Origin of the sequence: Streptomyces sp. NPDC008150, from assembly GCF_042956945.1 — a bacterium.
Lineage (GTDB): Bacteria > Actinomycetota > Actinomycetes > Streptomycetales > Streptomycetaceae > Streptomyces.
In genome coordinates this window covers 94859-109062 of sequence record NZ_JBIBHJ010000004.1, presented here as the reverse complement: position 1 = coordinate 109062, position 14204 = coordinate 94859, and the positions used below count along the sequence as shown (strand labels likewise).

Below are 14204 nucleotides of genomic sequence, written 5' to 3'. Positions count from 1 at the left end.
CAGGCCGTCCTTAACCTGGCTTTACGCCTGGGGGGTGCGGCTCGCCGAACCTCCGGTGGTGGGGTTTTCCCCCGGGGAAAGACGGTGCCGCGCACCAGCGCGCCGGCCTCCCGCGATCGCCAGACTCATTGCTGTACCGCAGAGCCGGGCCCGCCCCGGACCACCACCGGACCCCACGGGGGTCCACCGCTCGGTCCGTACCCAGAGCACCTTCATCACCTGCATAGGAGACATACCGTGACATCGGCTGTGACCATTCCCCGGCACGGGGGAACCGAGGGACGTACGGCCGTTGCCGCTCGGGCGCGGCAGGTCGTGAAGGCGTACGGATCGGGAGAGACCCGGGTCGTCGCGCTCGACCACGTGGACGTGGACATCGAACGGGGCCGCTTCACCGCGATCATGGGCCCCTCCGGCTCCGGCAAGTCGACCCTGATGCACTGCCTGGCCGGCCTCGACACCGTCACCGAGGGGCGCATCTTCCTCGACGAGACCGAGATCACCGGTCTCAAGGACAAGAAGCTGACCCGGCTGCGGCGCGACCGGATCGGCTTCATCTTCCAGGCGTTCAACCTGCTGCCCACCCTGAACGCCCTGGAGAACATCACGCTCCCCATGGACATCGCGGGCCGCAAGCCCGACCGCGCCTGGCTGGACCAGGTGGTGCGCACCGTCGGTCTCGCGGACCGGCTCAGGCACCGGCCCACCGAACTGTCCGGCGGCCAGCAGCAACGCGTCGCCGTGGCACGGGCGTTGGCGGCCCGGCCCGAGATCATCTTCGGCGACGAGCCGACCGGCAACCTGGACTCGCGGGCCGGCGCCGAGGTGCTGGGCTTCCTGCGCCGTTCCGTGGACGAGCTCGGCCAGACCATCGTCATCGTCACCCACGACCCGGTGGCCGCCGGCCACGCGGACCGCGTGCTCTACCTGGCGGACGGCCGGATCGTGGACGAGATGCGCCAGCCGACCGCCGAGCAGGTGCTCGACCGGATGAAGGACTTCGACGCCCGGGGGCGCACGTCATGAGTGTCCTGAAGACCTCCCTGCGCAACGTCCTGGCCCACAAGGGGCGCATGGCCCTGTCCGCGGTCGCGGTGCTGCTGTCGGTGGCGTTCGTGTGCGGCACGCTCGTGTTCACCGACACGATGAACACGACGTTCGACAAGCTGTTCGCCGCCACCTCCGCCGACGTCACCGTCAGCCCCAAGGGCGCCTCCAGCACCGGCGAGACCACCTCGGGCAACGGCAAGCCGCCGGTCATGGCCGCCTCCGTGCTGAACCGGGTGCGGCAGGCGGACGGCGTCAAGTCGGCCGAGGGGACGGTGTTCTCCACCTCGGTGACCGTCGTCGACGCCGACAAGGACAGCCTCTCGCCGACCAGCGGCGGGCCCACCATCGTCGGCAGCTGGAACACCAACGACTCGCGCACCATGAAGATCACCACCGGTGCGGCGCCGCACGGAGCCGGCCAGATCATGGTCGACGAGGACACCGCGGACAAGCACCACCTGAAGCTCGGCGACGAGATCGGCGTGATCAGCGCGGTGGGCACCCACACCGCGAAGATCTCCGGGATCGCGGAGTTCACGGTCACCAACCCCGGTGCCGCGATCTTCTACCTGGACACCCCGACCGCGCAGAGCACCCTCGTCGGCCGGTCCGGCGTCTACACCAACATCAACGTCAACGCGGCGGCCGGTGTCACCGACGCGGTGCTGAAGAAGGACGTCGCGGCGAAGATCGGCACCGGCTTCCAGGTGCAGACCGCCAAGGAGGTCTCCGACGCCAACCAGGACGACCTCAAGAGCTTCCTGGACGTCATGAAGTACGCCATGCTCGGCTTCGCCGGGATCGCGTTCCTCGTCGGCATCTTCCTGATCATCAACACCTTCTCGATGCTGGTCGCCCAGCGCACCCGTGAGATCGGACTGCTGCGCGCCATCGGCTCCTCGCGCCGCCAGGTCAACCGCTCGGTGCTCGTCGAGGCGCTGCTGCTGGGCGTGTTCGGGTCGGTCCTCGGTGTCGGTGCGGGAGTCGGCATCGCGGTCGGCCTGATGAAGCTCATGGGCTCCATGGGCATGCACCTCTCGACGGACGACCTCACGGTCGCCTGGTCGACACCGGTGGCCGGCGTCGCGCTCGGCGTCATCGTCACCGTGCTCGCCGCCTACCTGCCCGCCCGCCGGGCCGGCAAGATCTCGCCGATGGCCGCGCTGCGCGACGCCGGCGCCCCCGCCGACGCCCGCGCCGGACGGATACGGGCCGTGCTCGGCACCGTCCTGACGGCCGCCGGCACGTTCTTCCTCTTCCAGGCCGCCGGTTCCACCAAGGCGACCGAGGGTTCGCTCTGGCTCGGCCCCGGCATCGTGCTGACCCTGATCGGGTTCATCGTCGTCGGCCCGCTGCTCGCCTCCGTCGTGGTCCGGGTCCTCGGAGCGCTCGTACTGCGGATCTTCGGCCCGGTCGGCCGGCTCGCCGAGCGCAACGCGCTGCGCAACCCGCGCCGCACCGGCGCCACCGGCGCCGCCCTCATGATCGGCCTGGCGCTCGTCGCCTGCCTGTCGGTGGTCGGCTCGTCGATGGTGGCCTCGGCCACCGACCAGCTCGACAAGACCGTCGGCACCGACTTCATCATCCAGTCCGACAGCGGGCAGCTGATGACCCCGCAGGCGGTCCGGGCCGTGAAGGCGACGCCGGGCCTGGAGCGGGTCACCGAGTACCGGGACCTCGACGCGTCGCTGACCCTGCCCGACGGGACCACCGCGAAGGAGGAGCTGACCGCCGCCGACCCGACGTACGCCGAGGACCTGCGCGTCGAGACGGTCGCCGGCAAGCTGACGGACGCCTACCGGACCGACTCGATGTCCGTCTTCGAGGACTACGCGAAGAAGCACCACATCACCGTCGGCTCGAAGGTGAGGGCGGACTACAAGGACGGCTCCACGGCCACCCTGACGGTCCGCGCCATCACCAGTGACGAGGGGCTCGTCGACAAGGGCGCGATGTACACCTCGATCGCGACCGCGTCGAAGTACGTCTCCGCCGCCAACATGCCGCTCGACGCCCTGGTCTTCGCCTCGGCGAAGGACGGCGGCCAGGACGCCGCGTACACGGCCCTGAAGTCCGCCCTGCACGACTACCCGCAGTACACGGTCCGCGACCAGACCGACTACAAGCAGGCGCTGAAGGACCAGATCGGCCAGCTCCTCAACCTGATCTACGGCCTGCTGGCCCTCGCGATCATCGTCGCGGTGCTGGGCGTCGTGAACACCCTGGCGCTGTCGGTGGTCGAGCGCACCCGGGAGATCGGCCTGATGCGCGCCATCGGACTCTCCCGCCGCCAGCTCCGGCGCATGATCCGCCTGGAGTCGGTCGTCATCGCCCTGTTCGGCGCGCTCCTGGGCCTCGGGCTCGGCATGGGCTGGGGCGCCACCGCGCAGCAACTGCTCGCGCTGGAGGGCCTGAACGTCCTGGAGATCCCCTGGCCGACGATCATCTCCGTCTTCGTCGGGTCGGCCTTCGTGGGCCTGTTCGCCGCCCTGGTCCCGGCGTTCCGGGCGGGCCGGATGAACGTCCTGGGAGCGATCGCCACCGAGTAGCGGCGACGGCCGGGACACGAGCACGGCGCCGGGTGCCGGCGGGGACGGGGGTCCCGCCGGCACCCGGCGCCGTTTCGCGCGTGCGGCCCGGCAGGGGGCGCGGCAGCCCTGCCTGGCTGCGCCCGGCGGAGGCGGAGGCTGTGGCCCTGTGGGCGTCGGCTGTCGCGTCCGGTTCCGGGTCTGCGCCGCTCGGGTTCGGTGGCGACGGGCGGGTGCTGTCGGTGGTGGTGCTGGGGGCGGCTCGCCTTGGGGTGGTGGGGCGTGGGGCGCTCGCTGTCCTGTGGGCGTCGGCTGTCGCGTCCGGTTCCGCGTGCTGTCGGCGGTGGCGCTGGGGGCGGCTCGCCTTGGGGTGGTGGGGCGCGGGGCGCCTGCGGCCCTGTGGGCGTCGGCTGTTGTGTCCGGTTCCGGGTCTGTGCCGCTCGGGTTTGGTGGCGACGGGCGGGTGCTGTCGGTGGTGGCGCTGGGGGCGGCTCGTCTTGGGGTGGTGGGGCGCGGGGTGCTCGCTGTCCTGTGGGCGTCGGCTGTCGCGTCCGGTTCCGCGTCTGTGCCGTTCCGGCCAGCAGCGACGGGCGGGTGCTGTCGGTGGTGGCGCTGGGGGCGGCTCGCCGTCCGTACGCCCTGCCGTGTCCGTGTCCGTGTCCGGCCGGCGGTCGGTCGTGTCCACGCCCTGTGGGCAGGCGTCGTACCGGACGCGTCGTGTGGGGGTCGGTGCCGTCCGCCCCCGGTGCGCGCGGGGGCCGCTCGTCCGTGGGGTGGGCCCGGCGTTGTCCACAGGCTCCGGCGGCCGGGGCCCCGGCGTCGTACGCTGGAGGTACCCCCGGCCCGCAGCGCGTGTCGGGCCATGCGTGTTGCCCACCCCCCAGGACGGAAAGCCCCTCCATGAGCCTGCACGGTCTGCTCGACGCCGTCGTCAAGGACCCCGCCCTCGCGGAAGCCGTCACGGCAGCCGTCGACGGCAACCGCATGCACGTCGACCTGGTGGGGCCGCCGGCCGCCCGGCCCTTCGCCGTCGCCGCGCTGGCCCGCGAGGCGGGCCGTCCGGTGCTCGCGGTGACCGCGACCGGGCGCGAGGCCGAGGACCTGGCCGCCGCCCTGCGCACGCTGCTGCCCGCAGAGGGCGTCGCCGAGTTCCCCTCGTGGGAGACGCTGCCGCACGAGCGGCTCAGCCCCCGCAGCGACACCGTCGGCCGCCGTCTCGCCGTCCTGCGCCGCCTGGCCCACCCCACCGCCGACGACCCGGACACCGGTCCCGTCTCCGTCGTCGTCGCCCCCGTGCGGTCCGTGCTCCAGCCCCAGGTCAAGGGGCTCGGGGACCTGGAGCCCGTCGCCCTGCGGCAGGGGCAGAGCGCCGACCTGGCGGACATCGTCGCAGCGCTCGCGGCTGCCGCGTACTCCCGGGTCGAACTGGTCGAGAAGCGCGGCGAGTTCGCCGTGCGCGGCGGCATCCTCGACGTCTTCCCGCCCACCGAGGAACACCCCCTGCGGGTGGAGTTCTGGGGCGACGACATCGAGGAGATCCGCTACTTCAAGGTCGCCGACCAGCGCTCCCTCGAGGTCGCCGAGCACGGCCTGTGGGCGCCCCCCTGCCGCGAGCTGCTGCTCACCGACGACGTGAAGGGGCGCGCCGCCGCCCTCGCCGAGGCCCACCCCGAGCTGGGCGAACTGCTGGGCAAGATCGCCGAGGGTATCGCGGTCGAGGGCATGGAGTCCCTCGCGCCCGTCCTCGTCGACGAGATGGAACTGCTGCTCGACGTGCTGCCCAAGGGCGCGATGGCCGTCGTGTGCGACCCGGAGCGGGTGCGCACCCGTGCGGCCGACCTGGTGGCCACCTCCCAGGAGTTCCTCCAGGCGTCCTGGGCGGCGACCGCGGGCGGCGGGGACGCGCCGATCGACGTCGGCGCCGCCTCCCTGTGGTCCATCGCGGACGTCCGGGAACGGGCCCGCGAGCTGGGGATGCTGTGGTGGTCGGTGTCGCCGTTCGCCGCGGACGACGTCCTGGAGGAGGCCGACACCCTCAAGCTGGGCATGCACGCCACCGAGACCTACCGGGGCGACACCGCGAAGGCGCTCGCCGACACCAAGGGCTGGCTGGCCGACGGCTGGCGCACCGTCTTCGTCACCGAGGCGCAGGGCCCCGCCGCCCGGACCGTGGAGGTGCTCGGCGGCGAGGGCGTCGCGGCCCGCCTCGACATCGACCTCACCGGCATCGAGCCCGCCGTCGTGCACGTCGCGACGGGCTCGATCGACCACGGCTTCGTCGACCCGGCGCTGCGCCTGGCGGTGCTCACCGAGACCGACCTGTCCGGCCAGAAGGCGTCCGGCCGCGAGGGCGCCCGGATGCCCGCCCGCCGCCGCAAGAGCATCGACCCGCTCACCCTGGAGGCGGGCGACTACATCGTCCACGAGCAGCACGGCGTGGGCCGCTACGTGGAGATGGTGCAGCGCACGGTGCAGGGCGCCACGCGCGAGTACCTGGTCGTGGAGTACGCGCCCGCCAAGCGCGGCCAGCCCGGCGACCGCCTCTACATCCCCACCGACCAGCTGGAGCAGATCACCAAGTACGTCGGCGGCGAGGCGCCGACCATGCACCGGCTCGGCGGCGCCGACTGGACGAAGACGAAGGCGCGCGCGAAGAAGGCGGTCAAGGAGATCGCCGCCGACCTCATCAAGCTGTACTCGGCCCGCATGGCCGCGCCCGGCCACGCCTTCGGCGGCGACACCCCCTGGCAGCGCGAGCTGGAGGACGCCTTCCCGTACGCGGAGACGCCCGACCAGCTCACCACCATCGCCGAGGTCAAGGACGACATGGAGAAGTCGGTCCCGATGGACCGGCTGATCTGCGGCGACGTCGGCTACGGCAAGACGGAGATCGCGGTGCGCGCCGCGTTCAAGGCGGTCCAGGACGGCAAGCAGGTCGCGGTCCTGGTGCCGACCACGCTGCTGGTGCAGCAGCACTTCGGGACGTTCAGCGAGCGGTACGCGCAGTTCCCGGTCACCGTGAAGGCGCTGTCCCGGTTCCAGACCGACGCCGAGGCGAAGGCCGTGCTGGAGGGGCTGCGGGAGGGCTCGGTCGACGTCGTCATCGGCACGCACCGGCTGTTCGCGTCCGAGACGAAGTTCAAGGACCTCGGCCTGGTCGTGGTCGACGAGGAGCAGCGCTTCGGCGTCGAGCACAAGGAGCAGCTGAAGAAGCTGCGCGCCAACGTCGACGTGCTGACGATGTCCGCGACCCCGATCCCGCGCACCCTGGAGATGGCGGTCACCGGCATCCGCGAGATGTCGACGATCACCACCCCGCCGGAGGAGCGCCACCCGGTGCTCACCTTCGTCGGCCCGTACGAGCAGCGGCAGATCGGTGCCGCTGTGCGCCGCGAACTGCTGCGCGAGGGCCAGGTCTTCTACATCCACAACCGGGTCGAGTCCATCGACCGGGCGGCCGCCCGGCTGCGGGAGATCGTGCCCGAGGCGCGCATCGCCACCGCGCACGGCCAGATGTCCGAACAGGCCCTGGAACAGGTCGTGGTGGACTTCTGGGAGAAGCGGTTCGACGTCCTGGTCTCCACGACGATCGTCGAGTCCGGCATCGACATCTCCAACGCGAACACCCTGATCGTCGAGCGCGGCGACAACTTCGGCCTCTCCCAGCTCCACCAGCTGCGCGGCCGCGTCGGCCGCGGCCGGGAGCGCGGCTACGCGTACTTCCTGTACCCGCCGGAGAAGCCGCTCACGGAGACCGCGCACGAGCGCCTCGCCACCATCGCCCAGCACACCGAGATGGGCGCGGGCATGTACGTGGCCATGAAGGACCTGGAGATCCGCGGCGCGGGCAACCTCCTCGGCGGCGAGCAGTCCGGCCACATCGCGGGCGTCGGCTTCGACCTGTACGTCCGCATGGTGGGCGAGGCCGTCGCGGACTACCGGCGGCAGCTGGAGGACGGGGGCGCCGAGGAGGAGGCGCCGCTGGAGGTCAAGATCGAGCTGCCCGTCGACGCGCACGTCCCGCACGAGTACGCGCCGGGCGAGCGGCTGCGTCTCCAGGCGTACCGGGCGATCGCCTCCGCCACCACGGAGGACGACATCAAGGCGGTGCGCGAGGAACTCACCGACCGTTACGGCCCGTTGCCCGAGCCGGTGGAGAACCTGCTGCTCGTGGCCGGCCTGCGGATGCTGGCGCGCGGCTGCGCGGTCGGCGAGATCGTGCTCCAGGGCAGCAACATCCGCTTCGCGCCGGTGGAGTTGCGCGAGTCGCAGGAGCTGCGGCTCAAGCGCCTGTACCCGGGCTCGGTCATCAAGCAGACCGCCCACCAGGTCCTGGTGCCCCGCCCGAAGACGGCCCGTGTCGGCGGCCGCCCGCTGGTCGGGCGCGAACTGCTGGGCTGGGTCGGGGAGTTCCTGGCGTCGGTGCTGGGTTCCTGAGAGCGGGGCCCGACGGCCATGGGCGGGCCGGGACAGCACACGCGGCGGCGTGCTCTCCCGGCCCGTCGCCGTTCCCGACGGGCCGTCATGTCCCGCGGCGGGGGCCGTCCCGTGCCGTCCCGCCGCTGCACCGCACGTCAACGGCCCGCCGGTGCGGCGGCAGGTGACGGCGCGTCAAACCGGCGCCCCGTCAGGAAACATGCAGTTAACAAACACGTAGTCGAACTTTAACCGGGCCTCCACGCGCCCTGCTTATCGTGATCATGACGTGGAGATCACACCGTGCGGCCCGCGACCCGTACGGCTGGACCTGGTTGTCGTCCCTCAGTCCCGGAGCCCTCCCGAGCGGCCCCCCGGGCGGACGCGGACGCCTCGCGTCGCAGCACACGTCCCTATTCATCGTCGGCAGCTGTGCGCCACGCAATCTTCGACGGGCCCCCACAAATGAAGCGTCAAGGCTGGTCAATCCGCCGCAAGTTCACCGCTTTGCTTCTCCTTCCCCTGGTGTCCCTGGCCGCGCTGTGCGCCTACGCGGCCGACCTCTCCCTCGGCAACGCGCTGACCCTGAACCACGTGGACGTCATCGGCAACCACCTCGCCGCACCGCTGGGACGCGCGGTGATCGCCCTGGAGGACGAGCGCCGGGACGCGACGGTCGAGACCGTCGCCCCGGGCGCCGACACCGCGGGTCTGCAGCGCACCCGCGCGGTCTCCGACAAGGCGGTGGCCGCGTTCCTGAAGGAGACGAAGGACGGCGACGTCCGCCGCGCCGAGAACGGGACCGTGCGCGCCGGCGTCGACAACGCTGTCAAGGCGCTGGGCTCCCTCACCGCGATCCGGCAGGGCGTGGACGCCCACAAGTCGTCCAAGGCCGACGTCCTCACGGCGTACACGAACATCAACAACAGCATCGCCGAGGCGCTGCGGCGCATGACGATCCTGCCCGACCAGGACGCCCAGGACTTCGGCCAGGCCCTCTACACGCAGGTCCCCGCCGGCGACATCCTCTCCCAGGAGGACGCGCTGATATCGGCCGCCGCCGCGACCCCGGGCCGCCGGCTGGGCGCCGCCGACTACCAGGTCCTCGTCCAGGACGTCGGCGCCCAGCGGCTGCTCAACGCCCAGGCCGTCGCACGGCTCCCCGCACCCCAGCGCGCCCCCTTCCTCAAGCTGGCGGCGCCCGGCGGGGCGACGGCACGGGTCGCCGCGCTGGAGGACCGGATCATCGCGGCCGGGCCGGACGCGCGGAAGCTGCCGTTCACCATCGACGAGTGGCGCGCCGCCTTCGACGCCGAGGAGAAGGCGTCGAGCACCATCGCCCTCGACGACATCTCCCTCGTGTTCACCCGCACCGGCCCGCCGGCCCGCCGGGCCTTCGTGGAACTGATCCTCGCCGGTCTGCTGGGCCTGACCGCACTGGTCGTCTCCATCGTCATGTCGGTGCGCATGACCCGCTCCCTGATCGGTGACATCGGCCGGCTGCGCAGCGCCTCCCGCAACCTCACCGAGGACCAACTGCGCGACGTGGTAGGCCGGTTGAGGCGCGGCGAGGCGGTCGACGTGGAGGCGGGCATGACCCGCCAGGAGTTCGTCAACCGGGAGATGGCCGAACTGGGCGCCGCCTTCGACGCCCTTCAGGCCACGGCCGTCGAACTCGCCCGCGAAGACGTGCGGTTGCACGAGGGCATCAGCCAGCTCTTCGTGAACCTCGCCCGGCGCAGCCAGGTGCTGATCCACCGTCAGCTCAGCATGCTCGACGACATGGAACGCCACGAGGAGGACGCCCGCACCCTCGACCGCCTCTTCGAACTCGACCAGCTCGCCACCCGTATGCGCCGCTACGCCGAGGGCCTGCTCATCGTGTCCGGGGCGTCCCCCGGCCGGTTCTGGCGCCATCCGGTCCCGGTGGTGGACGTGGTGCGGGGCGGCATCGCGGAGACCGAGCAGTACGCGCGCGTCGTGGTGATGCCGGTGCCGGACATCGGCATCCAGGGGCGCGCGGCGGCCGACGTCATCCATCTGCTCGCCGAACTCATCGAGAACGCCGAGGTGTTCTCCTCCGCGGACAGCGAGGTGCGGGTCGCCGCCGGCACCGCCGCCACCGGCCTCGTCGTCGAGATCGACGACCGCGGCCTCGGCATGCCCCCGGAGGAACTCGCGGCGGCCAACGAGCGTCTCGCCTCCGCACTGGAGGTCAGCACCCTGGACAGCACGCGCCTGGGCCTGGTCACGGTCGGCCGGCTCGCCCAGCGCCACGGCATCGAGGTCACGCTGCGCAGGTCTCCGTACGGGGGTGTCAGCGCGGTCGTGCTGATCCCCGAGGAACTGCTGGAGCGCGACCCCGCCGCCCTCGGCGCCCCCGGCGGCGCGCTGCCGCCCGGGGGCGCGACGGGGGAGGCGGGCGCGGGACAGGCCGGACAGGCCGGGTCGGCGCAGGCCGAACCGGGCCCGGCGGAAGCGGGCCGTGCGGGAGCGGGCCGGGGCGTGCCGCGGCAGGGCGACGCCCGCGGGGCGGCGGCCCGGCCGGCGGGAGGCGCGCGCGGCGCCGGTCCGGTCACGGCCGGTTCCGTCACGGCCGGTTCGGGCGCCGGGCGCAACGCCCAGGGTCTCGGCGGCCGGCTCCCCGGCGGCCACCACCCGGGGAACCCGGGCGGCCGGCCGCTCGGCGAGGGCAACCCCGGCGGTCCGCCGCGCGGTGGCACCGGTGCCCGGCAGCCCTACGTCGGCCCGCTCGCCCGGCGGCCGGCGTCCCCGACGGACGTTCCCGCCTGGTCGGGCATGCGGGGCGTCGACCCCGCCCGGCCCGCCACCGGGTCCGGGCGGCCCGCGACGGGTTCCGCCCCGGTCCCCGGCCGGGCCCCGGCACCCGCCGGCCCGCCGGCCGGGTTCCCGGAGGGCGACACGATCGACGGCCTGCCGCGCCGGGTCCCGCAGGCGAGCCTCGCCAACGAGATGGCGAACGAGGCCGCCGCGGCGGCCCGCGGGCAGCTCATGGACTGGGACAACTCCGGTCAGGACCAGCACGGTTACGTGGGCGGGATCGGCTGGGGCGGCGGTGCCCGCACCCAGGACCCGGCGGGCCCCGGCGCGACTGGCCCGACCGGCGCGACGGGCGCCGCGGGCCGGGGCGCGGTCCCGGGCGTGCGTCCCTACCCGGAGGGGCTGCCGTACGGCGGCACCGGCGGGTACGCGGAGGGCCCCTCCTACGGCGGGACCAGCCCGTACCCCGAGTCCCGGCCGCCCGGCGGCCGGCGGGTGCCCGTCCCGGAGCCCCAGAACCCCGCCGACCGGCCCGAACGGGTCCGTTCGATGATGTCGGCCCTCCAGGCGGGTGCCGCCCGCGCCAGGGTCGGGCAGTACGCCGAGCCGGACGACGGCGGTGGCCGCACCCCCGGCGGCGACCGCGGCACGGGCGGCAGCGATGTCCACCTTTCCCCCAGAAAGCAAGGTTGACGATGACGCAGGCCAGCGCACCCGACACGGGCTCCAGTCTCGACTGGCTGCTCAGCGACATGTGCCGCAACGTCCCGGAGATCGGCCACGCGGTCCTCCTGTCGACGGACGGTCTCCTGCTCGGCGCCTCCGCCGAGCTCCAGCGCGACGAGGCGGAACGGCTGTCCGCCGTGGCGTCCGGCTTCCACAGCCTGGCCAAGGGCGCCGGACGGCACTTCGGCGGCGGCGCGGTGCTCCAGACGATGGTGGAGATGGAGGCCGGCTTCCTCTTCGTGTGCTCCGCCGGCGAGAACTCCTGCCTGACCGCGCTGACCCGGCAGGGCGCCGACATCGGCGTCGTGGCCTACGAGATGGCGATGCTGGTCAAGCGCCTGGGCCACCACCTGTCCGTCGACTCCCGCGGCGAACCCGTACCGGGAGCCGGGAGCGGGGCGTGACCTCGGCGGAGTGGGTGGACGACGCGGCCGGGCCGGTCGTCCGCCCCTACGCCATGGTGCGCGGGCGCACCCGCAACCAGGGCTACTGGTTCGACCTGGTGGCCTTCGTGGTCGCCTCGGTCGACTCCCTCCAGCACCTGGTGGAGATGCAGCCCGAGCACCGTGCCATCCTCGCGCTGTGCCGCACCCCGCGGCCGGTGGGGGAGGTGGCGGCCCGCATGAACCTTCCGGTCGGAGTCGTCCGCGTCCTGCTGGGCGACCTCCTGGAGGCGCGGGCCATCCGCGTGCGCCAGCCGCCCGAACCGGGCGGGCGGCCGAACGTACGGCTCGTCAAGGAAGTACTCGAAGGACTCCGCGCGCTGTGAGCCGCCGCCCCGGGGCAACTCCCGCGCCAGGCACGGAACGAAGAGTGAAAGGGCATGCCCGCAATGTCAAAGGTGCTTCAGCACGGCGGCCGCGCCGCTCCGGGCGACGACCTGCCGGAGTCGGCGAAGATCCTCGTCGCCGGCGGTTTCGGCGCGGGCAAGACCACGCTGGTGTCGACGGTCAGTGAGATCACCCCGTTCCACACGGAGGAGACGCTCACCGAGTCCGGCGTGGGGGTGGACGACCTGTCGGGAGTCGAACGCAAGGCGCTCACCACGGTCGCCATGGACTTCGGCCGGATCACCATCCACGAGCGCCTGGCGCTGTTCCTCTTCGGCACCCCGGGGCAGGACCGCTTCTGGTTCATGTGGGACGAGTTGTCCGCGGGCGCGCTGTGCGCGGTGGTCCTCGCGGACACCCGGCGCCTCGACGCCTCGTTCCCCGCGGTCGACTACTTCGAGCGGCGCGGCCTGCCGTTCGTCGTCGCCGTGAACTGCTTCGACGGCGCCCGCGCCTATCCCGCCGAGACGGTGCGCAGGGCGCTGACGCTGGGCCCCGACGTGCCCGTGCTGCTGTGCGACGTACGGCACCGCGACTCCGTCAAGGAGGTGCTGGTGCGGGCGGTCGAACACGTACTGCTGGTCGAGACCCGCGGTCAGGCGGCGCTGACGCAGTGACCAACGGGCGTGCCCGGCAGGGGACTTGGCGCCTGCCGGGCAGCCCGGTCAGTGCTGGTCCGGCTTGTCCCCGCCCATTCCGAACCGCTTCTCCGCCTGCTGCTGCGCCTGGTCGACCTGCTTCTCGTACTTGCCGCCGGTCTTGTCGTTGACCCGCTTCTCGGCGTCGTCGGACACCGCCTTGCCCTTGTCCTGCGCCTGGCTCTTGAACCGGTCGAAGATGCCCATGCGGAACTCCCTCCTGAATTCTCGCGTTCAACGCTACGCCCGGCCTGTTCCGTATGCACCTTTGCTCCCGAACGGTCCGGGCCGCCCTGGCGTTAACGTGCAGGCGCAGCGGGTAGCCGTCCGCGCGACGGGCCGGTACGGAGCCGGTCGGCGGGCAGGGCAAGGGGAGGGCACACCGTGAGGCGTCTGAGGGGCGGGGCGGCCGTGGCCGCGACCGTGATGGTGTTGGCGGTCGCGGGGTGCAGGGTCGAGACACCGGACGGGGTCGGGGCGTCGGGGGCCGACGGCTCGACGGCGGGCGGTTCGGGCAGCACCGGGGGCGGCGGCGCCGCGATGTCGGCGGCGGACGCGCTGACCGTCAAGGGGCGTGCCCCGAAGACCGGTTACGACCGCGACCGGTTCGGCACCGCGTGGGCCGACACCGACTCGAACTCGTGTGACACCCGCGACGACATCCTCAAGCGGGACCTGAAGGACGTGAAGTTCACCGACGGCAAGTGCAAGGTGTCCTCGGGCGAACTCGACCCGGACCCCTACACGGGCAAGGACGTCAACTACACCCGCGGCAACAGCGACGTGGACATCGACCACCTCGTGGCCCTGTCGGACGCCTGGCAGAAGGGCGCCCAGAAGTGGGACGCGAGCAAGCGCATAGCGCTGGCCAACGACCCGCTCAACCTGCTCGCCGTCGACGCCGGGACCAACCGCGGCAAGGGCGACGGCGACACCGCGACGTGGGTGCCGCCCAACAAGGAGTACCGCTGCACGTACGTCGCCGGGCAGGTCGCGGTGAAGAAGAAGTACGGGCTGTGGGTGACCTCCGCCGAGAAGGCCGCGATGAAGAAGGTCCTGGCGACCTGCCCCGGCCAGAAGCTCCCCACCGGCGGCAACCCGACCGAGGCGCCCGCCCGCTTCCGCGCGGGCTGAGGCGCGTGCCTGTCGGCGTGTGCCTGTCGGGAGGTGCCGAGGGCCGGCCGGGCGGAACCCCCGTTCCCGCCCGGCCGGCCCTCGGTGTGCGTCCATGACAC

General features: G+C 72.8%; 9 protein-coding genes. 8 read left to right on the top strand and 1 reads right to left on the bottom strand.

Annotation, left to right across the window (positions count from 1 at the left end):
- Positions 1–237: 237 nt before the first annotated feature.
- From ACFZA0_RS12215 to ACFZA0_RS12185, 7 genes are all read left to right on the top strand, one after another.
- Positions 238–1026: an ATP-binding cassette domain-containing protein gene (locus ACFZA0_RS12215; RefSeq protein ID WP_391014602.1), complete on the top strand. Its 789-nt coding sequence runs from the start codon at positions 238–240 to the stop codon at positions 1024–1026.
- Positions 1023–3599: an FtsX-like permease family protein gene (locus ACFZA0_RS12210; protein WP_391014600.1), complete on the top strand. Its 2577-nt coding sequence runs from the start codon at positions 1023–1025 to the stop codon at positions 3597–3599. The genes ACFZA0_RS12215 and ACFZA0_RS12210 overlap by 4 nt, the downstream gene beginning before the upstream one ends.
- 879 nt (positions 3600–4478) lie before the next feature.
- Positions 4479–8015, top strand: coding sequence for a transcription-repair coupling factor (gene mfd / locus ACFZA0_RS12205; RefSeq protein WP_391014599.1), 3537 nt, complete (start codon positions 4479–4481; stop codon positions 8013–8015).
- A gap of 486 nt (positions 8016–8501) precedes the next feature.
- Positions 8502–11468 (top strand): nitrate- and nitrite sensing domain-containing protein, encoded by a 2967-nt coding sequence (locus ACFZA0_RS12200; protein WP_391014598.1) that lies wholly within the window; start codon positions 8502–8504, stop codon positions 11466–11468.
- Positions 11469–11470: 2 nt separating this feature from the next.
- Positions 11471–11905 (top strand): roadblock/LC7 domain-containing protein, encoded by a 435-nt coding sequence (locus ACFZA0_RS12195; protein WP_391014596.1) that lies wholly within the window; start codon positions 11471–11473, stop codon positions 11903–11905.
- Positions 11902–12270, top strand: coding sequence for a DUF742 domain-containing protein (locus ACFZA0_RS12190; RefSeq protein ID WP_391014595.1), 369 nt, complete (start codon positions 11902–11904; stop codon positions 12268–12270). The genes ACFZA0_RS12195 and ACFZA0_RS12190 overlap by 4 nt, the downstream gene beginning before the upstream one ends.
- A 54-nt stretch (positions 12271–12324) precedes the next feature.
- Positions 12325–12948 (top strand): ATP/GTP-binding protein, encoded by a 624-nt coding sequence (locus ACFZA0_RS12185; RefSeq protein WP_391014593.1) that lies wholly within the window; start codon positions 12325–12327, stop codon positions 12946–12948.
- A 48-nt stretch (positions 12949–12996) separates the two neighbouring features.
- On the opposite strand, the gene ACFZA0_RS12180 is transcribed toward ACFZA0_RS12185, so the two are convergent.
- Positions 12997–13176, bottom strand: a complete 180-nt coding sequence (locus ACFZA0_RS12180) for an Rv0909 family putative TA system antitoxin (RefSeq protein WP_391014591.1) — start codon at positions 13174–13176, stop codon at positions 12997–12999.
- 177 nt (positions 13177–13353) lie between these two features.
- Between ACFZA0_RS12180 and ACFZA0_RS12175 the strand changes: the two genes are divergently transcribed.
- The gene (locus ACFZA0_RS12175) at positions 13354–14103 is read left to right on the top strand and encodes a DUF1524 domain-containing protein (protein WP_391014589.1); all 750 of its coding nucleotides are present in this window, start codon (positions 13354–13356) and stop codon (positions 14101–14103) included.
- Positions 14104–14204 lie beyond the last annotated feature (101 nt).